Below are 24,466 nucleotides of genomic sequence, written 5' to 3' on the forward strand. Positions count from 1 at the left end.
TCGCCGGCGAGGCCCGGGGATCACTTCCCCGGGCGGCGGGCGGTCAACCGGCGCTGATCACCGGATCGGCGGCGAGGTCGGCCAGCAGGGCGTCGAGCTTCTCCTGGGTCACCGAGGCCATCAGGAAGACGTGGACGTAGGAGCGGCGGGTGGATTCGTCGCCCGGGGTCATGAGGACGTCCTGCGCCGAGAGCGACCACTTGGTGACCAGCTCGGGGCTGGGCTTTCGGAAGCGGACCGTGATGGCACCGGGGGTGCGGGCGGGCCAGAGGTCGACGCCGGTCTCCTGCTCCAGCGAGCGCAGCTGCTGCTCGAGGTAGGCGGCCAGCTCCTGCGCCCGGCGGATGCGGTCGACCTGGGTGCGGTGGGAGTGCCGGGCCAGGTGGTCCCAGAGGACGAGCGGGGAGAAGCCGTTGCGGGAGCCGGCGAAGGTGGTGTCGGGGGCGCCGGTGTAGTCGGGCTGGGAGGGCGGGTCGACCTGGTACTTGACCTTGGTCATGTAGATGCCGCAGGGCCACGGGACGCCCGGCCACTTGTGCCCGCTCATCGCGATCGAGGAGACCATGTCCAGTTCGCCGTGCGCGGCGGTGGGCAGCCGCAGGCCGAAGTCGAACTCCGGCGCGGGCGTGGCCGGGGTCCAGCCGTACGCCTGCGGGTCCTCCCCGGCCAGCCGCAGGAACGGCAGGTAGCCGGCCCCGAGCGCGCCGTCCACGTGGATCCAGAACCGCCGCCGCCGGTCGGCCAGCGGCGCGCCCGAGCGCGGGTCGCGCCCGGCGGTGACCGGGGCGTCGATCATGTCGTACCGCTCGAAGACCGGCAGCAGCCGCTCGCAGACCGCCCGGACGTCGTCGTGGGCGCCCTTGAAGGTGGAGCCGAGGTTGAGGCTGATGAAGACCGGGTGGCCCTTGGCGGCGAAGAACTCGACCAGCAGCTCCAGCGCGTCCACCGATATGTCGCCGTCCCCGTCCCAGGCCAGGCCGGACGGGCCTGCGCTGGAGGGCACCTCCAGCGGCCAGACACCGCCCGAGCCGGGCAGCGGGCACTGGCCGGGGTAGTCGGCGGAGCCGACCTCGTGGAAGGTCTCGACGCCGAGCACCCGGACGGCCTTGGCGAAGGAGTAGTGCGTGTCCTCGGAGTAGAAGGCCACCGGGCGGCGGGAGTTGGTGCCCTCCTCGGCCGCCGGGGCGCAGGCCTGCGGCCGGATCAGCGGCTTGCCGCCGAGGTAGTCGCGGGCGTTCCACAGGGCGTACATGTTGCCCTCGGTGGAGCCCATCGAGAGGGCGTAGCCCCAGTACGACTCCGGGTCCTCGGGCGAGTGCGGCGCCTTCGCCCGCCAGAGATCGGCGTAGTAGTCGAGCACGGCCTGCTCGACGGCCTTGGTGTTCGGCTTGTAGCCGCCGCTGCGGAACGGGTCGCCGAGGTTGTTGATGTTGTGTTGCAGGAAGCGCCCGAGGTCCAGGGCGCAGCCGTCGAGCTCCTGGTTGGCCTGGTAGCCGAGCAGGTGCTGGCGCTTGTGGGCGAGGTAGGTGTCCATCCGGTCCAGGGCGCGCAGGCGCTGCTCCTGGTCGAGGCCGGCTGCCGGGATGGTGAACTCGTGCGGCTCGGGCTCCTGGGCCGGGGCCTGCGGCAGGCGGTCGGCGGCCAGGGCCAGCGGGGGCAGTTCACGGTCGGCGGGGCGGGCCAGAATCTCGGACGGGCTCATGGCCGCAAGGATGGAACATCGAGCACCCGATGCGGAACGGAACCGAAGATAATTCGGATCTTGGCCAGGCTTTCTTGCAGATCATCGACCACAGGGGCGAAGCTGGGCAGCGTGCCGAACAATCCCCGGGGGCCGCTGCCGGCCCTGGACGAAACCGACCGGGCGATCCTGCGGGTTCTCGCGGACAACGCCCGTACGCCGAACAACGCGCTGGCCCAGGCGGTGGGCATCGCCCCGTCCACCTGCCTGGCCCGGGTGCGGTCGCTGCGTGAGCGCGGGGTGATCCGGGCCTTCCGGGCCGAGATCTCCCCCGCCGCGATCGGGCTGCCGCTGCAGGCGATGATCTCCGTCCGGCTCCGCGCCCACACCCGCGAGCAGAACGAGAGCTTCCGGGCCGCCGCCCCGGACCTGCCGGGCGTGGTGGAGGTCTTCCACATGGCCGGCTCGGACGACTACCTGCTGCACGTCGCCCTGGCCCACCCGGAGTCGCTGCGCGACTTCGTGGTGGACCACCTGACCACCCACCCGGCGGTGGCCCAGACCCGCACCAACCTGATCTTCGAACAGATCCCGGGCCGGCGGCACCTGACCCCCTGACAGGTGCCGCCGGCGGCGGATCACCGCAGGATCACCGCAGGGTGACCGCCGTGGCCGTCCACTGGTGGGTCGCGGTGCCGGAGGCCGCGTAGCTGCCGACCGTCGACACCGAGCGGTAGGCGGTGGCCAGTTGGTCCTCCACCACCGTGAGGGTGGGCAGCGGGCTGAACCCGGCGTCCCAGGTGACGGTCTTGCCGCCCTGGACTCCGGCGACCCCGAAGACCAGCTCCTTGGCGGCCGAAGTCGTGCCGGTGGCACCGGAGTTGAACGGCGTTCCGGCCGCACCGGTCGCGGTGGCGACCTTGTCCACCGCCGTGACCTTGGTGAACTCGTCCACGGCCACGTGGTGTTCGCCGGTGGTCGGGTAGGTCAGCGTGATGGTGTCGGTGCTGCTCAGCGGCCGGACGCCGACCGAGGCGAGCACCAGGGTGCGGTCGCTCGAGCCGTCCGGGGTGTCCTTCACCACCGTGTAGGCGTTGCCCTGGCTGTCGGTGGCCGCCACCGCGCCCGAGTGGGTGTTGGTGAGCATCGCCGAGACCAGCAGGCTGTCCCCGGCGCCCACCGCACGGCCGACCGGCAGGGTCAGCGAGGCCCCGGAGACCGCGGCGGCGTCGGAGGCCACCCGGGCCAGGTAGGCGGGCCGGGCCTGCAGCTGACTGTGGAAGACGTAGTCGCCGACCGAGTAGCCGGCGCCGAGCCCGGCCTCGGTGTCCCAGCGGTAGTGCACGCCGAGGTAGAACCGGCTGATGCCGTCCTCCTCCGCGGCGGCGGTGAAGCTGGTGAAGGACCTGGTCGTGCCGGCGGCCACCCGGGGGTCGTCGGTACGGGCGGCGAAGGGCACGTTGTCACCGAACCAGTCCCGCATCACCGATCCCCAGGCCCCGGCGAAGGTGGAGTGCCCGGAGACGTACGAGGGGAAGTTCGGGGTCTTCCCGGCCAGCGGCGTCCAGGCCGGGTCCTGCTGGACGCCGGGGCTGGCCGTGGCCGACGCCAGGTTGATCGCGCTGACGGGGCGCCAGAGCTGTATCGGGGTGTCGTACTTGCTGTCCCAGGCGGTGATCGCCGCATCGGCCATCGAGATGGAGGTCAGCGCGAACAGCCGGGCGGTGTCGGCCTCGTTCAGCTGCTTCGCGCCGGCCACCTGGCCGGTGATCTCGAAGAGCTGGCCCGGCGGCTTGTAGGTGCCGTCGGCGTCGTTGGCCCAGAACAGCGCGAGCTGCTTCTGGTCGTCGCTGCGATTCGAGGGCAGGGCGTTGACCCCACCGCTGCGCTCCACGTCGTTGACCTGGTCGGCGTAGGCCTGACTGGCCAGCATCGAGCCGTAGTCGGAGAACCCGCCCGGCAGCCCGGGGCGGAACTGGTCGCCCGAGGTCATCGCGAACGGCGGGAGCTTGCCCCAGCCCGGGTCCGCCGCCGTGGCCGTCGGGTCGTACCCCGGCGTGAGCCGGTACGAGCCGTCGACGAAGCTCGGGGTGTAGGTGGCGGCCACCTTCTGCCAGTCACCGGCGCGCCTGTCGGTCACCGCCTTGGCCGCGGCCGCACCCACCTGCCTGCCGCCGACCACGGCCGGGTCGTTCGCCCCGCCGGGCAGGGTGGCCAGCTCGGCGTTCAACTCGGCGTCGATGGCGGGCTGCTGGGCGGGGAAGGCGTTGAGCAGGGCGTCGTGCGCGGCCTGGTCCATCGCCGCCTCGGCGGAGGCGCCGGCCGGCGCGGCCTGCCGCCCGAGGTAGTAGTCGTACACCGGGCTCGCGCCGCCCGTCACCGAGTTCTCGGCGTCCCACATGGCGGTGTACATCATCGCGGCCGCCCTGGTCAGCGGGCCGGGCGATCCTCCGACGGCCTTGAACGCCTTCAGCAGGTCGGCGTTCCAGTCGAGCACGTGGTTTCCGGTGCCGCTCGTGGCGGTGGCGGCCTGGGCCGGGGTGACGGCCAGCACGCCGGAGGCGGTCAGGGCGGCCACGACCACGGTCGCGACGGATCTGCGCATGCCTGTTCCCTTCCGGGGAGAGAGGTGGGGCGGCCGGACGCCAGGCGCCTGGGCCGCCCGGCTCGCGTCGGCAACTCTCCCGGGGGCGGGGCCTTGAGGTGAAGGGGTGGATCGTGTCCGGATCGGGCCTGACCGGTAGCGGACAAACCCCGGCCGGCCCTCACAGCAGGCCGCCGAAATCCGGCAGCAGCAGGTCCACGGCGCAGTGGACGATGCCGAACGGCAGCCCTTCGGCCGCCAGGCCGCGCCGCACCAGCGCCGCCGTGGTGTTCTCGGCGGCCTCGATCGTCGGGGCCCGCAGGAAGACCACCAGCTCCAGACCGAGCCCGCCGGGCTGCGCGTACACATGGCTGACCAGCTCGTCCTCGCCGGCCTCGCGCCACACCGCCGCCACCAGGGCCGTGGCCTCGGCCGCCACCGCGGCCCGGCTGCCCAGGAGTCGCACACTGACGAGATACATCCCGGCACCGTCGCAACCCCCGGCGCCGACCCGCCAGCGCCCCACGGTGGCCGGAACCTGCCTGGCCACAACCGGACCTGGCGGCCGGTCACCGCATCCGGACGGCCACCGCCTCCCACTGGGAGTCGGTCGCCCCGGCGGCGGCGCACGGCCCGGCGTTCCGCACCACCCGGAAGGCCGTGGTGAGGCGGTAGGAGGAGATCCGGACCACCGGGAGGGTGTACCAGCCCTCGCCCCGGGCGAGGACGGGCGGCTTGCCGGAGTTGGTGCCGACGGCGGCCAGCAGCAGGTCGCCGGCCGCGCAGCCGAGCGGGTGGCCGGCGGTGCTGAAGGAGCTGGGGGTCCGGTCGCGGGTGCTGGCGGCGCTACTCTGCCCGGCGAGGACGGCGATCGGGCCCTGGAACTCGTCGGCGGCGATCCGGAACTTGCTGGCGTGCGGGTAGTGGGCGCTGATCCGGTCCCCGGCGGACAGCCCCCGGGCCGCGGTCGCGGTGAAGAGCATGGTCCGGTGGCCGTACTGGTCGAGGACGTCGCCGACGGGCAGGTACTCGTCCCCCGCCGTGTCGGTGACCTGGACCGGCGCCGCCGAGGTCGAGACGAGCAGCAGCGAGACGATCTCGGTGTCCCCCGCGGCCACCGGGCGGGCCACCGGCAGGTCCAGCTCGGTGGTGATCCGGTCCGCCTGGTCGCTCGCCGTCCGCCGCACGTACGGCGCCGGCGGGTCGGCCACCGGGCCGCTGTCGGCGGCGGGCAGCCAGGCCAGCAGCGGCACGGCCAGCGCCACCGCCGGTGCCGCCCACCACGGCCGCCGGGGCCGCTCCGGGGGCGGCGGCACGGCCGGTACGGGGGCGGCCGGTGCCGCAGCGGCGGGCGCCGGGGCCCCGGCGGGCACTTCGGCGGGGACGGCCGCCGCACCCCGCCAGGCCAGCTCCGGCGCGTCGGCCAGCACCGCCCGGTGCAACTCCTGCAGTGCGGCGCCCGGTTCGATCCCCAGCTGCGCCACCAACTCCCGCCGGGCCGCCTGGTAGCAGGCCAGCGCGTCCGCCCGCCGCCCGCTGCGGTGCAGGGCGAGCACCAGCTGGGCCCGCAGCTCCTCGTCCATGGGGTCGCCGGCCACCAGCAGGGTCAGCTCGCTCACCAGCTCGGCGTGCCGCCCCAGCTCCAGCTCGGCCGCCAGCTTGGTCCGCAGCGCGTACCGCCGCCGCTCCGCCAGTGGCACGGCCGCCTCGGCCGCCAGGGTCTCCCCCGGTATGTCGCACAGCGCCGCGCCCCGCCAGCAGTCCAGCGCCCGCCCGAGCTGCTCGGCCGCCCCCGCCCAGTCCCCCGCCGCGTGGGCGGCCAGGCCCGCCCGGTGCAGCTCCTCGAAGCGGTGCAGGTCCAGCTCGCCGGGGTGGACGGTGAACCGGTAGCCGGGCCTGGCGGTGGTCAGCCGGGCCGCGCCCGCCGGCCCGAGGTGGCGCCGCAGCCGGGTGACCATCACCTGCAGGGCCGGCCGGGGCTCCCGGGGCAGCGCCTCGCCCCAGACCAGCGTGGCCAGGGTGTCGGCCGGGACGACACTGCCCGCGTTCAGCAGCAGGGCCGCCAGGAGGGTCCGCAGCCGCCCCTCCGGGATCGCGCGCGGCGCCCCGTCCTCGTCCAGCATCTCGAACTGCCCGAGCAGGCGGAACTCCACTGCCGACCCCCATCGCTTCACGCTCCCGGCACCGGCGGTAAGCGTCGTGAAAGCGGAGTGTAGGAGAGCCGGGGCACGCTCGGAGGTCGAACGATCAAGGAGACCGCACGGCGGACGGGGGAGATCGGTCATGACCGGGCAAGACGGGCACCTCACACATCCAGAGCACCTCCAGCACCCCGAACGTCTCGAGCACTTGGAGACCCATGAGCACCTCGCGCAGCCACCGGCCGAGGCCCGGGTGCTGAGCCCCTTCGGGGTGGACGGCACGGCCGAGGCGGTGTACCTGGCCATGCTGCGCCACCCGGACGCGGGGGCCGACGAGTTGGCGGCGCACCTGGGGCTGGGCCCGGCGGCGGTCCGGACGGCCTTCGACGCGCTGGCCCGGCTGGCCCTGCTGCGCCCCTCCTGGGAGGACCCGCTGACCCTGCGGCCGGTCACCCCCGAGGTCGGCCTGGAGGCCCTGCTGGCGCAGCAGCAGGCGGAGTTGCTGAGCCGCCGGCACCGGCTGGAGCAGGGCCGGGCGGCGCTCGCCGTGGTGGTCGCGGAGCAGGCCCTGGCGGACACACCGCCCGCCGGGGCCGGTGCGACCGGAGTGGTGGAGCTGACCGGCTCCGACGCGGTGCGCGAGCGGGTGGAGCAGCTGACCGGCCGGGCCCGCACCGAGGTGCTGTCCTTCGTCACGGCCGGCTCGCCGACCGCCGTCCACGCGAGCAGCCGGCCGCTGGAGCACGCCCTGCTGGCCCGCGGGGTGGCGCTGCGCACCGTCGTCCTGGAGTCGGTGCTGAGCGAGCCGGGCGCCGCCGCGCACGGCCGGTGGCTGACCGAGCACGGCGCCCGGCTGCGCACCGCCCCGACCCTGCCGCTGCGGATGGTCGTGGTGGACCGCGAGACGGCGGTGGTGCCCCCGGATCCGGAGCTGCCCCGCACCGGGGGTGCCACGGTGCTGTCCGGGCGCGGCGCGGTGGCCCCGCTGTGCGCGCTGTTCGAGCAGGTCTGGGCCACGGCCACCGCGCCCGCCGGCGCCCGGGCCCGGGACGAACGCGGCCTGACCGGGCAGGAGCGGGCCCTGCTGCGTCTGCTCGCGGACGGGCACACCGACGAGACGGCGGCCCGGCGGCTCGGAGTCTCCGACCGCACCGTCCGCCGTCTCAGCGCCGATCTGACCGACCGCCTCGGCGCCCGCAGCCGCTTCCAGGCGGGCGCACTGGCCGCCGGGCGCGGCTGGCTGGGCTGACCGCCCCGGCTACTGCTTCGGCTGCTCGGGCTCCTCGACGAAGTCGACCCGCTTGAACTGCTTGTTCATGGACTTCACCAGGAACCAGGTGGCGACACCCAGGGCGGCGAACACCAGGAACCCCAGCAGTCCGGGGGTCACCTTGTTGGGGTCGAGTTCGGCGGCGAGGCCGGCAATGCTCACGGGGGTGCTCATCTCTCCATGGTGACCCGGCCTTACGGGGCCGGGGTCACCGGGGTGGGGCAAAGAGGGTGGAGGCTCAGGCGGTGGCGGTGACCCGGATGCCCGCGAACAGGTCGGTCTCGGGCAGGTCGGTGTCGACCAGCGAGCGGGCCAGCTCGTAGTCCTCGGTCGGCCAGACCGAGCGCTGCACCTCCAGCGGCACCCGGAACCACGGCCCGTCCGGGTCGATCTGGGTGGCGTGCGCGATCAGCGCGCGGTCCCTCGTCTCGAACCAGTCGGAGCAGGCGACCTGGGTGGTGATCTCGCGCTCCTTGCGGCCGCTGCGGTCCCAGCCCTCGATCCACTCGCCGTACGGGGACTCGATGCCGCGCTCGGTGAGGTAGGCGTGCATGGCCCGGATCCGGCTCATCGGGAAGCCGTGGTTGTAGTACAGCTTGGACGGCTGCCAGGGCTCGCCGGTGCCGGGGTAGGCGTCCGGGTCACCGGCGGCCTCGAAGGCGGCCATGCTGATCTTGTGGGTCATGATGTGGTCCGGGTGCGGGTAGCCGCCGTTCTCGTCGTACGTCGTGATGACGTGCGGGCGGAACTCGCGGATCAGCCGCACCAGCGGCTCGGCGGCCGCGGCCACCTCCTGCAGGGCGAAGCAGCCCTCCGGCAGCGGGGGCAGCGGGTCTCCCTCGGGGAGGCCGGAGTCCACGAAGCCGAGCCAGGCCTGCTTGACGCCGAGGATCTCCCGGGCCGCGTCCATCTCCTTGCGGCGCACCTCGAGGATGTTCTCCTCGATCTCCGGCTGCCCCTGCAGCTTGGGGTTGAGGATCGAGCCACGCTCACCGCCGGTACAGGTGGCGACCAGGACGTCGACCCCCTGCGAGACGTACATGGCCATCGTGGCGGCGCCCTTGCTGGACTCGTCGTCCGGGTGAGCGTGCACCGCCATCAGTCTGAGCTGCTCAGTCAACGCCTGGTTCCTTCCAAGACAACTTCCGAGGCTGGAGGGGACGACTCCCCCGCCGCCGACGGCGCGGATCAGCCCCTCCTATAGTGACTGAATGAAGGGCCCGTCCATTCCCCCAGGCGGCCGACAGCCCCTCGGCGAAAGGACTGAGCCTACTCATGGACTCCGGCACTAGGACCTCCACCACCCCGCTCCCCGCGGCCGATCGCTACGGCCGGCGCAGCGACGCCGCCGCCGACCGCAGGCTCAAGGCGGCCGCCGTGGTCTGCTCCGTGCTCTTCCTGGGCCTGATCGCCTGGCTCGGCGGCTCCTACCTGCTGCGCGAGGCCAAGCTCAACGCCTCGGTGACCGGCTTCGAGGTGGTCTCCGACAGCGCGGTCGAGGTCCAGCTGTCGGTCGGCAAGCAGGACGGCGCCGGCGGGGTCTGCACCATCCGCTCCAAGGCCGCCGACGGCTCGGTGGTCGGCCTCACCGACGTGCCCGTCCCGAAGGCCGGCGGCGACTTCACCCGGACCGTGACGCTGCGGACCACCGCGCGCGGCACCACGGCCGAGCTGCTCGGCTGCACCCCGGCGAAGTGACGTCGCGGCATACTCGACGGGGACACCGGGCATCGGTACGGGAGACCGGCGCCGGGCCATGCCCCTCCCACTCGGAGCCGGAAGTTGTTAGGCTCGTGGTTTCGCCCCTTCCGCGCCAAGTGGCCCGGGAGCGGGCGTTGCTTTGTAGTACGACCCTTTCCACCCTCAGCACTGCCAGTACCGACGAGGAGCACCCGTGACCCAGACCAGCGAGAACGTGACCTGGCTCACTCAGGCCGGATACGACAAGCTCAAGGCTGAGCTGGAGGAGCTGACCGGCCCCTGGCGGACCGCCATCGCGGCGAAGATCGAGGCTGCGCGCGAGGAGGGCGACCTCAAGGAGAACGCCGGCTACCACGCGGCCCGCGAGGAGCAGGGCAAGGGCGAGCTGCGCGTGCGCCAGCTGACCCAGCTCCTGGAGCGCGCCAAGGTCGGCGAGGCCCCCACCGACTCCGGCGTGGTCGCCCCTGGCATGGTCGTGACCGTGGCCTTCGACGGCGATCCGGACGACACCATGGCCTTCCTGCTCGGCTCCCGCGAGGAGGCCGGCGACGGCATGGACGTCTACTCGCCGCAGTCCCCGCTCGGCCGCGCCATCGACGGCAAGAAGATCGGCGAGGACGCCACCTACGAGCTGCCGAACGGCAAGTCGGCCGTCGTCAGGATCATGGAGGTCAAGCCGCACGCCGGCTGATCACCCCCACGCGTCGAAGGCGGCCCCGGCATCGCGCCGGGGCCGCCTTCGTGCTGCCGCGCGGGGGCTCAGCCCACGGCCGAGCGGTACTTGCGCACCGACAGCCAGGAGAAGACCGCCGTGATGATCAGCGACCACAGCACCGAGACCAGCACGGCGTGCTGCATCGGCCAGGAGGTGTCCACCGGGCCGACCTGGTTGCCGAACAGCTGACGGCAGGCCTGCACGGTGGCGCTGAACGGGTTCCAGTAGGCGACCTGCTGCAGCCAGCCCGGCATCGAGCTGACCGGCACGAAGGCGTTGGAGACGAAGGTCAGCGGGAAGAGCCAGATCAGCCCGGCCGAGGTGGCCGCCTCGGGGCTGCGCACCGAGAGCCCGATCAGCGCACCGATCCAGGAGAAGGCGTAGCCGAGCAGGAGCAGCAGGCCGAAGGCGCCGAGCGCCTTGAGGAAGCCGTCGTGGATCCGCCAGCCGACCAGCAGGGCGACCAGCGCCAGCACGATCACGGTGAACCCGGTCTGCACCAGGTCGGCGAACGTCCGGCCGGTGAGCACCGCGGCGCGGGCCATCGGGAGGGACCGGAAGCGGTCCACCAGGCCCTTGGTCATGTCCTCCGCGATGCCGGCCGAGGCGCCCGCCACCGCGAAGGTGACGGTCTGCGCGAAGATGCCCGCCATCAGGTACTGCACGTACACGTCGTGGCTGGGCGTGGTGCCGGGGATGGCGATCGCGCCGCCCATCACGTAACTGAAGAGCAGCACGAACATCACCGGCTGCATCAGGCCGAAGACGACAATCTCAGGAATCCTGGTCATCCTGCGCAAATTGCGCTTTGCCACCACCCAGGAGTCGTGCAGGGTGGCGCCCACCCCGCCGCGGTGCGCCACGACGGCCCGGCCGATCGCCTGCTGGGGGTTGTGCGTCGTGCTGGTCATCGGGCGTCCTTCCCCTGGCCGCGACGGCCCTTGCGGTCGGCCTGCTCGCTCTCCTCGGCCTCCTCGGAGGCGGTGTGGTGGCCGGTCAGCGAGAGGAAGACGTCGTCCAGCGTCGGGCGGCGCAGGCCGATGTCGTCCAGCTCGATCGAGCGGGCGTCCAGCTCCCGGATCACGTCGGCGAGCACCTTGGCGCCGCCGCTGACCGGGACGGTGATCCGGCGGGTGTTCTTCTCCACCGCCGGGTCGCCCTTGGCGTACGGGGCGAGCGCGGCCAGCGCCTCGGTCACCTCCTCGGGCCGGTGCACCACGACCTCGACCCGCTCGCCGCCGATCTGCGCCTTGAGCTCGTCGGCCGTGCCGCGGGCGATCACCTTGCCGTGGTCGACCACCGCGATGTCGTGGGCGAGGCGGTCGGCCTCCTCCAGGTACTGGGTGGTGAGCAGCAGCGTGGTGCCCTGGTCGACCAGCGTCTCGATGACCTCCCACAGCGCGAGCCGGTTGCGCGGGTCGAGGCCGGTGGTCGGCTCGTCCAGGAACATCACCGGCGGCCGGACCACCAGGGCGGCCGCCAGGTCGAGCCGGCGGCGCATACCGCCGGAGTAGGTCTTGGCGGTGCGGTCCATCGCCTCGGTGAGGTTGAACCAGTCCAGCAGCTCCAGCGCGCGGGCCTTCGCGTCCCGGCTGGACATCTGGTAGAGCTCGCCGACCATCTGCAGGTTCTCACGGCCCGTCAGGTACTCGTCCACGGCGGCGTACTGGCCGGACAGGCCGATCAGGCTGCGCACCTTGTTCGGGTGCTTGAGCACGTCGACCCCGGCGACCACGGCATGGCCCGAGTCGGGGCGGAGCAGGGTGGTGAGCACCCGGACGGTGGTGGTCTTGCCGGCGCCGTTGGGGCCGAGCAGTCCGAGCACCGTGCCCTCGGGGACGTCGAGGCTGACACCGTCGAGGGCACGTACGTCGCCGAAGGTCTTGACCAGGTTCTCGGCTTGGATGGCTGGCGCCATGGGCCTGCCTCATCTCCTCTGGTGGTCGGGACTGACAAGGTCCACTCTCACCCGAGCGGGGTATCCCGGCCACCAGAACGGCAGGATCCGGTCACTGCGACACGACGTACCCCGCCTCCCGCAGTTCGCCCCGCACGGCCGCGCAGTGCTCCGGCCCCTTCGTCTCCAGGTGCAGGTCGACCTCGACCTCCGTCAGCCCGAGCCGGGGGTCGATCCGCACGTGGGCGATGTCCAGGACGTTGGCGTCCACCCTGGTCAGCACCGCGAGCAGGTCGGCCAGCGCCCCCGGGCGGTCGGCCAGCCGCACCCGCAGCGAGAGGTAGCGGCCGGCCGCCACCAGGCCGTGCCGGAGCACCCGCTGCATCAGCTGCGGGTCGATGTTGCCGCCGGAGAGCACCGCGACCACCGGGCCCTCGAAGCTCTGCGGCTCCTCGAGCAGCGCCGCGACCGGGCTCACACCGGCCGGTTCGGCCACCAGCTTGAGCCGCTCCAGGCTCACCAGCAGGGCCCGGGAGATCGCCTCCTCGGAGACCGTCCGCACGCCGTCCGCGAGGGTGTTGACCACCTCGAACGGGATGTCGCCGGGGCGGCCGACCATGATGCCGTCCGCCATGGTCGAGAAGCGCTCCAGGGTGACCGGCCGCCCGGCCGCCAGCGAGGGCGGGTAGGCCGCGGCGCCCGCCGCCTGCACCCCGACCACCCGTACGTCCGGCCGCAGCGGCTTGACCGCGGCCGCGATCCCGGCCAGCAGGCCGCCACCCCCGACACCGACCAGGATGGTCCGCACCTCCGGGCACTGCTCCAGGATCTCCAGCCCCACGGTGGCCTGGCCGGTGAGGATGTCCCAGTGGTCGAAGGGGTGGATGAAGGTCGAGCCGGCCGTCTCGGCGTATCGCTGCGCGGCCTGCAGCGCCTCGTCCACCGTGGCGCCGTGCAGCCGCACCTCGGCGCCGTACTCCCGGGTGGCGGCCACCTTGGGCAGCGGCGCCGCCACCGGCATGAAGACGGTCGAGTGCACCCCGAGCAGCGAGGCGGCCAGCGCCACGCCCTGCGCGTGGTTGCCCGCGCTCGCCGCCACCACCCCGCCGGCCCGCTGCACGGGGGAGAGCCCGGCGATCCGCACGTACGCGCCGCGCAGCTTGAAGGAGCCCGTCCGCTGGAGGTTCTCGCACTTCAGGTGCACCGGGGAGCCGACCAGCCCGGAGAGGTACCGGCTCCCCTCCATGGGGGTGACCCGGGCGACCCCGGCGAGCATCTTGTGGGCTCCGCGGACGTCGTCCGTCGTGATCGGCCAGCTCTGCATGCCCCCACTCTAGGGGCGTGAGCTGCGCCACTCCGGACACGCCGAGGGCGCGCGACCGACGGCCGCGCGCCCTCTCCGTCCCGACTGGCCCGCGACTAGCCCAGGGCGCGCTGGAGGTCGCCCAGCAGGTCGTCGATCGACTCGATGCCGACGGAGACGCGGACCAGGTCGGCCGGCACCTCGAGGGCCGAGCCGACCACCGAGGCGTGGGTCATCCGGCCCGGGTGCTCGATCAGCGACTCGACACCGCCGAGCGACTCGCCGAGGGTGAAGAGCTGGGCGCGGTTGCAGACCTCGACCGCCGCCTCCTCGCCGCCGTTGACGCGGAACGAGACCATGCCGCCGAAGGCCTTCATCTGCTTGGCCGCGATGTCGTGGCCGGGGTGCTCGGCCAGGCCCGGGTAGAGCACCTGGCTCACCTTCGGGTGCCGGGTCAGCAGCTCGACGACCTTCTCGGCGTTGGAGCTGTGCCGGTCCATCCGGACGCCCAGCGTCTTGATGCCGCGCATGACCAGCCAGGCGTCGAACGGGCCGGAGACGGCGCCCATCGCGTTCTGGTGGTACGCGACCTCCTCGCCCAGACCGGCCTCGGCCAGCACCAGCGCGCCGCCGACCACGTCCGAGTGGCCGCCCATGTACTTGGTGGTCGAGTGCACCACCGCGTCCGCGCCGAGCGAGATCGGCTGCTGCAGGTACGGGCTGGCGAAGGTGTTGTCGACCACCAGCAGGGCGTTCGCGCCGTGCGCGATCTCGGCCAGGCCGGCGATGTCGGCGATGCCGAGCAGCGGGTTGGAGGGGGTCTCCACCCAGACGGCCCGGGTCTCGGGCTTGAGCGCGGCCCGGACGGTCGACAGGTCCTGCATGTTCGCCACGTCGAAGCTGATGCCCCAGCGGGTCAGCACCTTGGCGAACAGGCGGAAGGTGCCGCCGTAGGCGTCGTTCGGGATGACGATGTGGTCGCCCGGCTTGAGGATCGTGCGCAGCAGGGTGTCCTCGGCCGCCAGGCCGGAGGCGAAGGCGAGGCCGCGGGCGCCGCCCTCCAGCGCCGCCAGGCACTCCTCGAGCGCGGTGCGGGTCGGGTTGGCGGAGCGGCTGTACTCGTAGCCGTTCCGGAGGCCGCCCACCCCGTCCTGCTTGTAGGTGGACACCTGGTAGATCGGCGTGACGACGGCCCCGGTCTGGGGGTCTGCTTCCTGGCCCGCGTGGATGGCGAGGGTCTCGAAGCCCTGGGGAAGAGGGTGCTCGGTCATGGTCCGAGCCTAGTGCGCCCGCCCGCCCGCGGCAGGCGGGCTGCCCACCCCGCCGACCGTCCGTCAGGTCCCTGCCGACCCCCCGCTATGATCCGCACACTCCGTACACGTGTGCGGTAACGACCTCGCACCTACGCATCAGACCTCCGGAGGACACCCGTGGGGACCAGTACGGCCGGACGGGCCGCCCAGGCCGTCGCACTGCTGGCCGGCTTCTACCTGCTCGCGCTCGCCATCGTGGCCGGCATGATCGGCATCGACGTCGCCCTCGCCAGCTGGGGTCGCGGCGGGCCCCTGGTGGCCAAGATCGTGGTGCTGACCATCGCCGTGGCCTACCCCGTGGTGCGGCTGGTCTTCCTGACCCGTCGCCCGGCGGACGGGGGCGGCGACGCCGGACTGCCCGTCACCCGCGAGCAGCAGCCCGAGCTGTGGGCCCGGGTCGACCGGATCGCCGAGCAGACCGGGGTCCGCGGCCCGGCCGAGATCCGGCTGGTGCCGGTGGTCAACGCCGGGGTCCGCGAGGACACCCGGCTGCTCGGCCTGCTCCCCGGCAAGCGCCACCTGGAGCTCGGCGTCCCGCTGCTGCTCGGCCTCACCGAGGCCGAGCTGGACGCCGTGCTGGCCCACGAGTTCGGCCACTACAGCAACCGGGACGTCCGGCTGGCCGGCGTCACGGTGGCCGGGCGCGAGGCCCTCCGGCACACCATCACCGGCCTGCACAGCCGCGCCGGGGACGCGAACGCCGCCGAGCGGGCCCGCGCCGAGCAGAAGGCCGCCCAGCGCGCCGCCAAGGGCCGCAAGGCCAAGCCGGTCGACACCCGGGCCGTCCACGACGGCACCGTCGACCGTGCCCTCGCCCAGGTCTTCACCGCCTACGCCAAGCTGTACTTCCGCCGCTCCGAGGCCGTCAGCCGCCGCCAGGAGTACGCGGCCGACCAGGCCGCCGTCCAGGTGGCCGGCCGCGACGCCACCGCCGCCGCGCTGCGCCGCCTGCCGGTGCTCGACCAGGCGTACGACTTCTACCAGCGCCGGTACGTCACGCTCGGCTGGGAGGCCGGCCTGCTCCCGATGCCCGGCCAGGTGTACGGCGGCTTCGCCGACCTGCTGGCCGACCCGAAGCGCCGGGCCGAGCTCGCCGAGCTGGGCCTGGAACTGCCCGAGCCCGAGCCCGACCCGTACGACTCCCACCCGCCGGTCAACCAGCGGATCGCCGCCGTGCTGGCCCTGCCGGACGACGGCCGCGGCCCGGACACCAGCGGCCCGGCGAGCGCGCTGCTGCACGAGCCCGAGCTGACGCTGGCCCGGCTCGAGGACCTCACGCTGGTGGCCGAGGCCGCCGCCAAGCGCCGCACCGACTGGGTCGAGCTCGTCCAGGAGGCCCAGCTCGCCCGCTACCGCGAGGACGCCGCGCCGGTGTTCGCCGCGCTCACCGCCCTCGGGCTGCCCGCCACGGTCGACGGCCTGCTCGACGCGGTGGACTCCGGCCGTCAGTGGGAGGTGGCCGACCGGCTGCCGCGCAGCGCCGAGGCCGCCGCCGCGACCGGCCGCGCCGCCCGCGAGTTCGCCCGGCCCCGGCTGGGCGGGGCACTGGCCGACCTCGCCGTGCTCGCCCTGGCCGAAGCCGGCCGGGCCCGCTGGGAGTTCTCCTGGTCCACGGCGGCGGTGGCCCACTTGCCCGAGGGCCTGTCAGAGGCGGTCTCCGCGGCCACCACCGACACCCCGGACACCGCGCCGCTGCGCGCCCTGCTCGCCCCGGCCGACGCGCACTGAGCCCTCGCGCCACCCGCCTGCTCTTCCCGCCACCATCGAGGACCACCGCACCCCATGGCCCGTCTGATCGTCATCGTCCCGCTGCTCCTGCTGGCCCTCGCCAAGCTCGTCACCTGGTGGTTCAAGCGCCGCACCGCCGCCCTCGAGGCGCGCAAGGCCGCCTTCGACCAGGCCGTCGCCGACCGCCGCGCCGAATTCGACCCGGCCGAGCACGGCCTGGCTCCCACCGCCGAGCTGGCCGTCAAGCCGTTGGCCGGCCCCGAGCACACCGAGGCCCTCGCCGCCGCCCGCGCGGGCGACTGGCGCCCCGCCGCCGCGCTGATCGCCTCCGCCGGCACCGACTGGGAGCTGCGGTACCTGCTCAGCGGCCCGTACCGCGAACTGGCGGGCGAGGAGGACGGCTGGCTGCGGGCCTGGCGCGAGGCGGAGCCCGCGAACGCGGACGCCGCGGCGCTGCACGCCGATTCCCTGGTCGTCCTCGCCTGGGAGCTGCGCAGCTCCAAGGCGGCCGCCCAGGTGACGCGCGAGCAGTTCAGGAACTTCCACCGGGTGCTCCAGGAGGCCGAAGCCGTCTCCGAGGAGGCCGTCCGGCTCGCCGACCCCGCCGACCCGACTCCCTGGCTCTCCCGGCTGCCCATCGGCATGGGCCTCAACTGGTCGAACGAGACCTTCGAGGAGAACTTCGCGGAGATCACCAAGCGCGTCCCGCTGCACTGGGCGGCACACTTCCGCGCGCTGCAGTACTGGTGCGAGAAGTGGCACGGCAGCCACGAGCTGATGCACCGCTTCGCCGACACCGCGACCGCCGCCGCCCCGGCGGGCAGCCTGCTCACCGTGCTCAAGCTGGAGGCCTGGTACGAGCAGCTCGTCCGGCAGAAGGCGCTGGACGAGGCCTGGGCCGCGCCCAAGGTCCAGGCCGCGCTGGACGCCGCGCTGGCCGACCTGGCCGCCGCCGACCCCGCCCACCCGAAGCTCGACCACGCCCGTGGCTGGCTCGCCTACATGCTCGGCAAGGCCGGGCGGCCGGCCGAGGCACTGGAGCAGTTCCAGGCCCTTGGCGGCGTCGTCCCGCTCCCGTTCAGCAACTTCCACGACCCGGTCGTCGCGTTCGACCGGTACCGGACGCTGGCCGTGCTCAAGCTGCGCATCGCCGCGCAGTGACCTGACAGGGCGGTGCCGGACCACGCGACACATGACGCACGGCACCCGGCGGCACCGGGACCGGGGAGAATGGGGGGCATGCCTGTCGTGCCCATCGAACCCCGCCCGCTGAACGGCTCCGAGCGGGCCGTGCTGGAGCATCTTCTGGCAGCCGATTTCGACGGTGCCCCGGCGCTGCGCGGGCAGGTGGACCGGGCCGAGGTGGTGGCCGCCTGGGGGGTCGGGTCGGTGAGTGTGGATCTTCGGGTGCGCGGGCTGGAGCAGGACCCTGCGCCGCGGTCCACCCTGCTGCCGGTCGGCGCTCTCGTGTACGACGGCTCCGGCGAGTACATCGGGGAGCTGCTGGTCTGGGCCGAGGGCGGCACGGTGCTGTCGGCGCTGGAGTACGCCTGGGTCACCGACGAGATGCCGAGCTCCCTGCCGCCCGTCGACCAGATCCGGCGAGTTGTCGGCTGATCCGGTAGGAGCAGGTCAGTGGCCGCCGCCGTTGCCGCCGAGCTGGCCGCCACCGCCGGTGGGGCGGTAGTGCAGGCCGAGGTTCTGGTCCGGTGGCGGCGTGCGGCGGTGGGCGTCCGGGTGGGCGAAACGGTCCGGGTCGCGGTCGAGGCCGTTGGCGGTCCGGAACCTGGCCAGGAATGCCTTGATCGCGCGCTTCATCCGTACCCCCGTGTGACGACCGTGCCCAGAAGAGCTGCACCCGGAGAGTAGGGCGAACCAACGGGCGCCGCAGCGGACTTGAGCGGGATTTGAAGTCCGGGGGCGGCGGTCGGGAGGTCGGTGCGGACGGGTAGGGTCCGAACAGACATCGAATGCCGCGCCGGACGCGGCCAAGGGGGAATTCGTCATGCGCATCAACCGCAGAATCGGCGTGCTCGCCGCCGGAGCGGTACTCGCGGGTGGGCTGCTGCCGGTGCAGGCTGCCAGTGCGGAGAGCCAGTTGGGGCAGCTGGGGCTGACCTGTGACTCGGGGGCGGCCTACCGGGCGTGGTCGTCGGCTCAGCCGTTCGACCTGAAGGCCGGCGAGGACGCCGCCTCGCTCTGCCGGGTGATGATCTCGGGGCTGCCGGCCGAGGGCGTGAAGGGGCTCAAGGCCAGTTACATGATCTCCGCCGAGTCGGTGAAGTCCACCGGCCACACCCCGGAGGAGCTCGCCCGGCTGATCTCGGTCCGCGGCTGGGTCGACGACGCGGCCATGCCGCTCGTCTCCGGGGTCTGGGGCTTCGGGGTCGACCCGGACGGCTCGCTGACCCTGCAGTCGCCCAGCTTCGACCTGCTGCCGCACGGCTCCGTGCCGGCCCTCGGCCAGGTGGACTTCGAGTTCACGGCCGCCTCCACCAAGATCGCCGCCCTGCTGCACGGCGAGTTCACCATCACCAGCGACAAGGGCCTCAGCAACATGGCCCCCGCCGACCTGAACTACATCCCCGACGGCAAGACCACCACCGTGGGCACCGCGGGCACGTTCAAGCCCGTCACCCCCGTCCGCGCCCTGGACACCCGGCACGCGATCGGCGCCCCGAAGGCCCCGGTCGGCCCGGGCGGTGAGGTCACCCTCCAGGTCGCGGGCGCCAACGGCATCCCCGCCACCGGCGTGACCGCCGTCGTCCTCAACGTCACCGCGACCAACCCCACCACGGGCGGCTACGTCACCGTCTACCCCCACGGCCGCCCGCGCCCCACCGCCTCCAACCTCAACTTCACGGCCGGCCAGACCGTCCCCAACCTGGTCACCGTCCCCGTCGTGGACGGCAAGATCAACCTCTACAACTTCGCCGGCACCACCGACCTCATCGGCGACATCAGCGGCTACTACACCTCCGACGGCACCGGCTCCCGCTACACCCCCGCCGGCCCCACCCGCATCATGGACAACCGCACCACTCCGGTCGGCCAGGGCGGCCAGGTGGACCTCCAGATCACCGGCAAGAACGGCGTGCCCGCCACCGGCGTCACCTCCGTCGTCCTGAACGTGACCACCGTCGGCCCCACCACCGGCGGGTACGTGACGGTCTACCCGCACGGGCAGGAGCGCCCGACCGCGTCCAACCTCAACTTCGGCCCCGGCCAGACCGTGGCCAACCTGGTCAGCGTCCCGGTCGGCGCCGACGGCAAGGTCAGCCTCTACAACTTCGCCGGGAAGACCGGCCTGGTCGCAGACCTGGCCGGGTACTACTCCGGCACCGGCTCGGTCTTCGTGCCCTCGGGCCCGACCCGCATCCTGGACACCCGCTCCGGCCTGGGCCACGGCACCAGCACCATCGGCGCCGTCGGCGGCGGCCGGACCCTCAACGTGACGGCCGACAGCTGGGCGAACGGCATCCCGCCGGTCGGCGTCACGGCCGTCGCGCTCAACGTCACCGCCACCAGGGCCACCACCGGCGGCTACGTGACGGTGTTCGGCGGCGAGCAGGCCAAGCCGCTCGCCTCGAACCTGAACTTCCTGGCGAAGCAGACCGTCCCGAACGCGGTCATCACCCAGTCCCGCCAGGGCGTGAACTTCTTCAACGCCTTCGGCGACACCGATCTGATCGCCGACCTGGCCGGGTACTTCACCGCCAACTGACCGGCCTGACGACGGAGAAGGCCCGCTCCACGGCGAATGCCGGGAGCGGGCCTTCTGCTGTCGACGGTTCAGTTCGCGGTGAAGTAGCCCGCGGCGTCGGCGATCAGGTCGACGTCGCCCGCGAAGTTGAAGAAGTTCACGCTGGGGTCGAGCGGCGTGATCACGGCGTTCGGGACGGTCTGGCCCGCCGTGAAGTTGAGGTTCGAGGCGGTGGGCTTGGCCTGGCTGCCGCTGAAGACGCTGACGTAGCCGCCCGTGGTCGCCCTGGTCGCGGTGACGTTGAGCACGACCGCCGTGGTGCCGAACGGCGGGATGCCGTTCTTCCAGCTGCCGACCTGGACGTAGGCCTTGTGGCCGCCCGCGATCGGGGCGTGCACGCCGCCGGTGCCGTTCCGGCTGTCCAGCACGCGGGTCGGGCCGGTGGGTACGAAGACCGAGCCGGTGCCGGAGTAGTACCCGGCCAGGTCGGCGATCAGGTCGACGGAGCCGGCGAAGTTGTAGAAGGTCACCTTGCCGTCCACCACCGGCACCGAGACCAGGTTCGGGACGGTCTGCCCCGCCGTGAAGTTGAGGTTCGAGGCGGTCGGGCGCTGCCGGCCGTGCGGGTAGACCGTCACGTATCCGCCGGTGGTGGCCCTGGTCGCGGTCACGTTCAGGACGACGGAGGTGACGCCGGTGGCGGGCACGCCGCCCACCCCGGCCACCTGGAGGGTGACCTCGCCACCGGGGCCGACCGGAGCCTTCGGGGCGCCGACGGCGGACCGGGTGTCCATGATGCGGGTGGGACCGCTGGTGGTGTAGCGGGAGCCGGTGCCGTCGGAGGTGTAGTAGCCGCTGATGTCGCCGATGAGGTCGGTGGTGCCGGCGAAGTTGTAGAGGTTGATCTTGCCGTCCACGACGGGGACGGTGACCAGGTTGGGGACGGTCTGGCCGGCCGTGAAGTTGAGGTTGGAGGCGGTCGGGCGCGGCTGCCCGTGCGGGTAGACGGTGACGTAGCCGCCCGCGGTGGCGTTGGTCGCGGTGACGTTCAGGACGACGGCGGTCACGCCGGTGGCGGGGATGCCGTTGGCGCCCGCGACCTGGAGGGTGACCTCACCGCCCGGACCGACCGGGGCCTTCGGGGCGCCGATCGCGTGCCGGGTGTCCAGCGCCCGCACCGGCGTGACCGACCGATACGTCCCGGCGGTACCGGTGGGAATGCTCTTGCCGTCGGCGACGTAGTGCAGCCCAGCATCGGCCTGCACCGCACCCTGGGCTCCGGTGACCTTGAACTGACCGTGCAACTGGGCCGACCGCAGGCCGGAGCCGGCGGAGAACTGGAGGGTGATCGCACCCACGGCGGCACCCTTGGGGCCGTCCGGCAGCACATCGAACCGCGGGGACTCCATCGTCAGCGAGCCGTCGCCGTTCACCGCGAAGGACCAGGGCGCGGAGTTCTGCAGGCCGCGCCCGTCGGTGATGGCCACCGAGGCGACGATCATCCGGGCGAGCCGCTGAGCCGGGTAGCCGCTGGCGGCGACGGAGTCGGCGGGGATCGTGTAGCTCGCCTTGAGGCCGGTCAGGCCCCCGGGCTGCAGGACGTAGATGAAGGCCGCGCAGATCGGGTTGTAGTCCACCCCGCCCTGGAGCTGGAACGGGCGGTCCGCCGTCCACGGCAGGCCGACGTTCGGGTCACGGTCTCCGAAGCACTGCAGGTCCAGCGTCCCCGGGAAGCCCGCCGCACTCGCGGCCGGGACGGGCAGCAGCCCGCCCGCGAGCACGACCCCGGCCGCCACCAGCCCCACCCGACGGTTGACACGCATCGCCATCCCCCTCGCCCCGACAGGCCCTCGCCCGCCGATCGGCAAGATCGTACCGAGCGGACGTCCGACCGCCGGGGCCGCCAGCTGCTGATTGTCCTTATCTGACAGAAAGATGACACATCGTCAGCGGCGGGCGGCGCATGCAAAAAGGGGTGTGACCGCAGCTGCGGTCACACCCCCTCGACTCCTACCGTCAGCTCTGACCCTTCATGTCCGCCAGCGCCTTGATGTCCTCGTAGGACATGCCGCTCGCGTTCAGCAGCTTGAGCTGGTCCTCGGAGACGCCGAGCTTCTCCAGCTCCTTGAGCTGGTCGGCCGTCAGCGGCGCGGCCTTACCCGCACCGGCGCCGGCACCCGAGCCGGGGAGCGCACCGGGCTTGGCGCCGAGGCCGTCGGCCATGCCCTTGGTGAACATGCCCATCAGGTTGGTGAGGTCGGACATGCCGAACTCGGTGGCACCGGCGGGGGCCTGGATCTGGCCGGCGTCCTGGCTCAGGGCCAGCTTCACCGGGACGTGGACGTCCTTGCCGGCCTTGTCGTCCAGCTGGGCGAGGTCGAAGGAGAGCGAGGTGAGCGTGCCGTCCTTGAGGAACAGGTCGATGTCGACCTTGTTGTTCGTGAGGTCGCTCGGCGCACCGGTCGGCAGGTCCTTGAAGCCGGGGAGCTTGCCGGCCAGCGGCTTGGCCGCGTTGGCGAAGCCGTCGGCCAGCGCCTTGGCGTCGGCGATCGCCACGATGTGGTCGACGCCGTCCTTGGTGCCGCGGTCCTCGAAGCTGACGCTGCGGGTGAAGGTGTCCTTGAGCGACTGGACCAGCGACTCGGCCGCCTTCGGGTCCATCGAGGGGGCGGCGGAGGGCTTGCCCGCCGCACCCGGCATGCCCTTGCTGAGCTCGGTCAGCAGCTTGGGGTCGAGGCTGACCCACTTGTCGCCCAGCGCGTCCTTGACGATCTTCAGCTCGGCCGGCACCTCGTCCAGGAAGGACTTGAGCTCGGCCGAGTCCTGCCCGGTCAGGGCGAGCAGGCCCTCGGCGTCCAGCTTCAGGTAGGGCTTGCCGTCGATCGAGCGGACGTCGAGGTAGGCCTTGCCGTCCTTGGAGGCCAGCAGGTACTCGAGGCTCATGCCCTTGGCGCCGAAGGTGGCGTCGCCGCTCTGACCCTGCGCCTTGGCGGCCGACTCGGCCTCCTTGAGCGGCTTGTCGGAGGTGACCGCCACCGACAGCGTGGTGCCCGCGATGGCGGCCGCCGTCTTGGCGTCGATCTTGTCCTCGGAGCTGCTGGCCTTGTCGAAGGCGACCAGCTGGTCGGCGGTGGCGTTCAGCGAGAGCACGGCCTTGACCGACTTGCCCTCACCGAGCTTGCCGAAGGCCCCGGAGACCTTCTGTGCGGCGGTGAGCTCCTTGACCGTGCCGCACGCGGAGGCGCCCAGGGCGACCAGCCCGGTGCAGACGGCGGCGGCAAGGGCGGTGCGAGTCGTACGACGTATCGTCATGATGTCTGGCTCTGTCTCCTGTGAACTGCGCCCCGGACGTGGCCGCCCCGGGTGCCCCGCCACCACGGCGAGGCACCCAAGGCAAGCACAGATACCCCATAAGGACGCAAAGCGTTTTATCGGATGACCGTACCCAACCACCCGGAGCCGACAGCGCCCGCCCCGGGAGCTACCCGAGCTCGGCCCGGAGCGCGGCCACCAGCCAGTCGAAGGCGGGGGCCAGGGTCGGCGCCACCGGCCAGCCGTTGACGGTGGCGATCAGCTGCCAGTACCGCTCGTAGCGGGGGTCGTTGCCCAACACCATCCGCTCGAGCAGCCAGGCCCGGAACTCGCGGCCGTCGGTGCGCTCGAACAGCTCGGCGAAGGCCCCGACGAGTTCGTCCACCACCGGGCGGGCGGCCGCGCTGCCGGGCCGCACCCCGGCGGCCAGCGCCAGCTCGCCCCGCTCGCGGACCAGCTCGACCAGCTCCGCGTCGGCGGCCGTACCGGTCCGCGCGCCCGATGCACGTTCGTCGGCCTGGTAGGCGGCGGCCCGGCGGACGCCGGCCCGGAAGTCCTCGTCCTGCACCAGCTCGGCCAACTCGACCCAGGCGTCGGCCTGTTCGGGGGTCGGGTCGTCCGGCAGCGCGGGCATCGCCTGGCGCATCTTGCTGATGAACTCCGGGCCGACGTCCAGCCCGTCGAAGGCCTCGTCGATGAAGTCGGTGATCAGGCGGCGGCGTTCCTGGTCGGTCAGCTTGGCCAGCTTGTGCATGAGTTCCAGCTCCTCGGGTGTCGACCCGCGGCGGGCCACCGCCCTGAGCACCGCCCGGCGCAGCCGGAGGGTGCGGATCTGCACGTCCAGGGCCTCGGCGTGCACCGCGGCCACCTCGGCGACGGTGACCTCGCGCGCCAGCACGCGCTGGACGGTGGCGAGGTCGACGCCGAGGTCGCGCAGGGTGCGCACCAGGTCGAGACGGGCGAGTGCTTCAGGGCCGTAGCGGCGGTAGCCGGCGGGCGTGCGGTCGGTGGGCGGCAGCACCCCGCAGTCGGACCAGAACCGGATCGTCTTGACCGTCAGACCGGTCAGCCGGGCCAGTTCGCCGATGGTGCGAAGCGGTGCGTCGTCCATGGCCTCC

The 24,466-nt window shown here is 72.9% G+C and carries 22 protein-coding genes; 8 read left to right on the plus strand and 14 right to left on the minus strand.

Annotated features, from left to right (window positions below; translation table 11 throughout):
• Positions 1-43: 43 nt before the first annotated feature.
• Positions 44-1,702 (minus strand): PLP-dependent aminotransferase family protein, encoded by a 1,659-nt coding sequence (locus ABT095_RS03070; protein ID WP_350527490.1) that lies wholly within the window; start codon positions 1,700-1,702, stop codon positions 44-46.
• Positions 1,703-1,813: 111 nt separating this feature from the next.
• Between ABT095_RS03070 and ABT095_RS03075 the strand changes: the two genes are divergently transcribed.
• A complete protein-coding gene (locus ABT095_RS03075; protein WP_350527491.1) occupies positions 1,814-2,299 on the plus strand; it encodes an Lrp/AsnC family transcriptional regulator in 486 nt (161 codons plus the stop codon).
• Between the two features lie 31 nt (positions 2,300-2,330).
• Here the strand turns inward: ABT095_RS03075 and ABT095_RS03080 are convergent, their stop codons facing one another.
• From ABT095_RS03080 to ABT095_RS03090, 3 genes are all read right to left on the minus strand, one after another.
• The gene (locus ABT095_RS03080; protein WP_350527492.1) at positions 2,331-4,286 is read right to left on the minus strand and encodes a vanadium-dependent haloperoxidase; all 1,956 of its coding nucleotides are present in this window, start codon (positions 4,284-4,286) and stop codon (positions 2,331-2,333) included.
• Between the two features lie 160 nt (positions 4,287-4,446).
• Positions 4,447-4,746 (minus strand): hypothetical protein, encoded by a 300-nt coding sequence (locus ABT095_RS03085; RefSeq protein ID WP_350527493.1) that lies wholly within the window; start codon positions 4,744-4,746, stop codon positions 4,447-4,449.
• 88 nt (positions 4,747-4,834) lie between these two features.
• Positions 4,835-6,418, minus strand: coding sequence for an AfsR/SARP family transcriptional regulator (locus ABT095_RS03090; RefSeq protein WP_350527494.1), 1,584 nt, complete (start codon positions 6,416-6,418; stop codon positions 4,835-4,837).
• Positions 6,419-6,548: 130 nt separating this feature from the next.
• On the opposite strand from ABT095_RS03090, the gene ABT095_RS03095 reads away from it, so the two are divergent.
• Entirely contained in the window at positions 6,549-7,655 is a 1,107-nt protein-coding gene (locus ABT095_RS03095) for a LuxR C-terminal-related transcriptional regulator (RefSeq protein WP_350527495.1), read from the plus strand.
• A gap of 9 nt (positions 7,656-7,664) precedes the next feature.
• On the opposite strand, the gene ABT095_RS03100 is transcribed toward ABT095_RS03095, so the two are convergent.
• The gene (locus ABT095_RS03100) at positions 7,665-7,850 is read right to left on the minus strand and encodes a hypothetical protein (protein WP_350527496.1); all 186 of its coding nucleotides are present in this window, start codon (positions 7,848-7,850) and stop codon (positions 7,665-7,667) included.
• A 64-nt stretch (positions 7,851-7,914) separates the two neighbouring features.
• Positions 7,915-8,796, minus strand: a complete 882-nt coding sequence (mca, locus tag ABT095_RS03105; protein WP_350527497.1) for a mycothiol conjugate amidase Mca — start codon at positions 8,794-8,796, stop codon at positions 7,915-7,917.
• A 155-nt stretch (positions 8,797-8,951) separates the two neighbouring features.
• Between mca and ABT095_RS03110 the strand changes: the two genes are divergently transcribed.
• The gene (locus ABT095_RS03110) at positions 8,952-9,374 is read left to right on the plus strand and encodes a DUF4307 domain-containing protein (protein ID WP_350527498.1); all 423 of its coding nucleotides are present in this window, start codon (positions 8,952-8,954) and stop codon (positions 9,372-9,374) included.
• Positions 9,375-9,570: 196 nt separating this feature from the next.
• The gene (gene greA / locus ABT095_RS03115) at positions 9,571-10,068 is read left to right on the plus strand and encodes a transcription elongation factor GreA (RefSeq protein WP_350527499.1); all 498 of its coding nucleotides are present in this window, start codon (positions 9,571-9,573) and stop codon (positions 10,066-10,068) included.
• Between the two features lie 68 nt (positions 10,069-10,136).
• On the opposite strand, the gene ABT095_RS03120 is transcribed toward greA, so the two are convergent.
• The 4 genes from ABT095_RS03120 to ABT095_RS03135 all read right to left on the minus strand — a co-directional run bounded on the left by ABT095_RS03120 (position 10,137) and on the right by ABT095_RS03135 (position 14,563).
• The gene (locus ABT095_RS03120) at positions 10,137-11,003 is read right to left on the minus strand and encodes an ABC transporter permease (protein WP_350527500.1); all 867 of its coding nucleotides are present in this window, start codon (positions 11,001-11,003) and stop codon (positions 10,137-10,139) included.
• Positions 11,000-12,010: an ATP-binding cassette domain-containing protein gene (locus ABT095_RS03125; protein ID WP_350527501.1), complete on the minus strand. Its 1,011-nt coding sequence runs from the start codon at positions 12,008-12,010 to the stop codon at positions 11,000-11,002. The genes ABT095_RS03120 and ABT095_RS03125 overlap by 4 nt, the downstream gene beginning before the upstream one ends.
• A gap of 91 nt (positions 12,011-12,101) precedes the next feature.
• A complete protein-coding gene (gene ilvA, locus ABT095_RS03130) occupies positions 12,102-13,313 on the minus strand; it encodes a threonine ammonia-lyase (RefSeq protein ID WP_350527502.1) in 1,212 nt (403 codons plus the stop codon).
• Between the two features lie 95 nt (positions 13,314-13,408).
• A complete protein-coding gene (locus ABT095_RS03135; protein WP_350527503.1) occupies positions 13,409-14,563 on the minus strand; it encodes a cystathionine gamma-synthase in 1,155 nt (384 codons plus the stop codon).
• 159 nt (positions 14,564-14,722) lie between these two features.
• Here ABT095_RS03135 and ABT095_RS03140 point away from each other — a divergent pair, with 159 nt between their 5' ends.
• The 3 genes from ABT095_RS03140 (at position 14,723) to ABT095_RS03150 (ending at position 17,950) form a co-directional block, all read left to right on the plus strand.
• Positions 14,723-16,333 (plus strand): M48 family metallopeptidase, encoded by a 1,611-nt coding sequence (locus ABT095_RS03140; RefSeq protein WP_350527504.1) that lies wholly within the window; start codon positions 14,723-14,725, stop codon positions 16,331-16,333.
• 54 nt (positions 16,334-16,387) lie between these two features.
• Positions 16,388-17,494: a hypothetical protein gene (locus tag ABT095_RS03145; RefSeq protein ID WP_350527505.1), complete on the plus strand. Its 1,107-nt coding sequence runs from the start codon at positions 16,388-16,390 to the stop codon at positions 17,492-17,494.
• Between the two features lie 78 nt (positions 17,495-17,572).
• The gene (locus ABT095_RS03150; protein ID WP_350527506.1) at positions 17,573-17,950 is read left to right on the plus strand and encodes a hypothetical protein; all 378 of its coding nucleotides are present in this window, start codon (positions 17,573-17,575) and stop codon (positions 17,948-17,950) included.
• A 15-nt stretch (positions 17,951-17,965) separates the two neighbouring features.
• Here the strand turns inward: ABT095_RS03150 and ABT095_RS03155 are convergent, their stop codons facing one another.
• Entirely contained in the window at positions 17,966-18,151 is a 186-nt protein-coding gene (locus ABT095_RS03155; protein WP_350527507.1) for a hypothetical protein, read from the minus strand.
• A gap of 187 nt (positions 18,152-18,338) precedes the next feature.
• Here ABT095_RS03155 and ABT095_RS03160 point away from each other — a divergent pair, with 187 nt between their 5' ends.
• Positions 18,339-20,057, plus strand: a complete 1,719-nt coding sequence (locus ABT095_RS03160) for a hypothetical protein (RefSeq protein WP_350527508.1) — start codon at positions 18,339-18,341, stop codon at positions 20,055-20,057.
• Between the two features lie 68 nt (positions 20,058-20,125).
• On the opposite strand, the gene ABT095_RS03165 is transcribed toward ABT095_RS03160, so the two are convergent.
• The 3 genes from ABT095_RS03165 to ABT095_RS03175 all read right to left on the minus strand — a co-directional run bounded on the left by ABT095_RS03165 (position 20,126) and on the right by ABT095_RS03175 (position 24,459).
• Positions 20,126-21,859 (minus strand): hypothetical protein, encoded by a 1,734-nt coding sequence (locus ABT095_RS03165; RefSeq protein ID WP_350527509.1) that lies wholly within the window; start codon positions 21,857-21,859, stop codon positions 20,126-20,128.
• A gap of 193 nt (positions 21,860-22,052) precedes the next feature.
• Positions 22,053-23,348, minus strand: a complete 1,296-nt coding sequence (locus tag ABT095_RS03170; protein WP_350527510.1) for a hypothetical protein — start codon at positions 23,346-23,348, stop codon at positions 22,053-22,055.
• A 169-nt stretch (positions 23,349-23,517) separates the two neighbouring features.
• Positions 23,518-24,459, minus strand: coding sequence for a helix-turn-helix domain-containing protein (locus tag ABT095_RS03175; protein ID WP_350527511.1), 942 nt, complete (start codon positions 24,457-24,459; stop codon positions 23,518-23,520).
• Positions 24,460-24,466: the final 7 nt, after the last annotated feature.

Origin of the sequence: Kitasatospora sp. NPDC002227, assembly GCF_040296285.1 — a bacterium.
Taxonomy (GTDB): domain Bacteria; phylum Actinomycetota; class Actinomycetes; order Streptomycetales; family Streptomycetaceae; genus Kitasatospora.

Bases quoted from the DNA above. Each gene is read 5' to 3' on its own strand.
- ABT095_RS03070 (WP_350527490.1), bottom strand. From the start codon at position 1,702: ATGAGCCCGTCCGAGATTCTGGCCCGCCCCGCCGACCGTGAACTGCCC.
- ABT095_RS03080 (WP_350527492.1), bottom strand. From the start codon at position 4,286: ATGCGCAGATCCGTCGCGACCGTGGTCGTGGCCGCCCTGACCGCCTCC.
- ABT095_RS03085 (WP_350527493.1), bottom strand. From the start codon at position 4,746: ATGTATCTCGTCAGTGTGCGACTCCTGGGCAGCCGGGCCGCGGTGGCG.
- ABT095_RS03095 (WP_350527495.1), top strand. From the start codon at position 6,549: ATGACCGGGCAAGACGGGCACCTCACACATCCAGAGCACCTCCAGCAC.
- ABT095_RS03100 (WP_350527496.1), bottom strand. From the start codon at position 7,850: ATGAGCACCCCCGTGAGCATTGCCGGCCTCGCCGCCGAACTCGACCCC.
- ABT095_RS03110 (WP_350527498.1), top strand. From the start codon at position 8,952: ATGGACTCCGGCACTAGGACCTCCACCACCCCGCTCCCCGCGGCCGAT.
- ABT095_RS03120 (WP_350527500.1), bottom strand. From the start codon at position 11,003: ATGACCAGCACGACGCACAACCCCCAGCAGGCGATCGGCCGGGCCGTC.
- ABT095_RS03125 (WP_350527501.1), bottom strand. From the start codon at position 12,010: ATGGCGCCAGCCATCCAAGCCGAGAACCTGGTCAAGACCTTCGGCGAC.
- ilvA (WP_350527502.1), bottom strand. From the start codon at position 13,313: ATGCAGAGCTGGCCGATCACGACGGACGACGTCCGCGGAGCCCACAAG.
- ABT095_RS03135 (WP_350527503.1), bottom strand. From the start codon at position 14,563: ATGACCGAGCACCCTCTTCCCCAGGGCTTCGAGACCCTCGCCATCCAC.
- ABT095_RS03145 (WP_350527505.1), top strand. From the start codon at position 16,388: ATGGCCCGTCTGATCGTCATCGTCCCGCTGCTCCTGCTGGCCCTCGCC.
- ABT095_RS03150 (WP_350527506.1), top strand. From the start codon at position 17,573: ATGCCTGTCGTGCCCATCGAACCCCGCCCGCTGAACGGCTCCGAGCGG.
- ABT095_RS03155 (WP_350527507.1), bottom strand. From the start codon at position 18,151: ATGAAGCGCGCGATCAAGGCATTCCTGGCCAGGTTCCGGACCGCCAAC.
- ABT095_RS03160 (WP_350527508.1), top strand. From the start codon at position 18,339: ATGCGCATCAACCGCAGAATCGGCGTGCTCGCCGCCGGAGCGGTACTC.
- ABT095_RS03165 (WP_350527509.1), bottom strand. From the start codon at position 21,859: ATGCGTGTCAACCGTCGGGTGGGGCTGGTGGCGGCCGGGGTCGTGCTC.
- ABT095_RS03170 (WP_350527510.1), bottom strand. From the start codon at position 23,348: ATGACGATACGTCGTACGACTCGCACCGCCCTTGCCGCCGCCGTCTGC.
- ABT095_RS03175 (WP_350527511.1), bottom strand. From the start codon at position 24,459: ATGGACGACGCACCGCTTCGCACCATCGGCGAACTGGCCCGGCTGACC.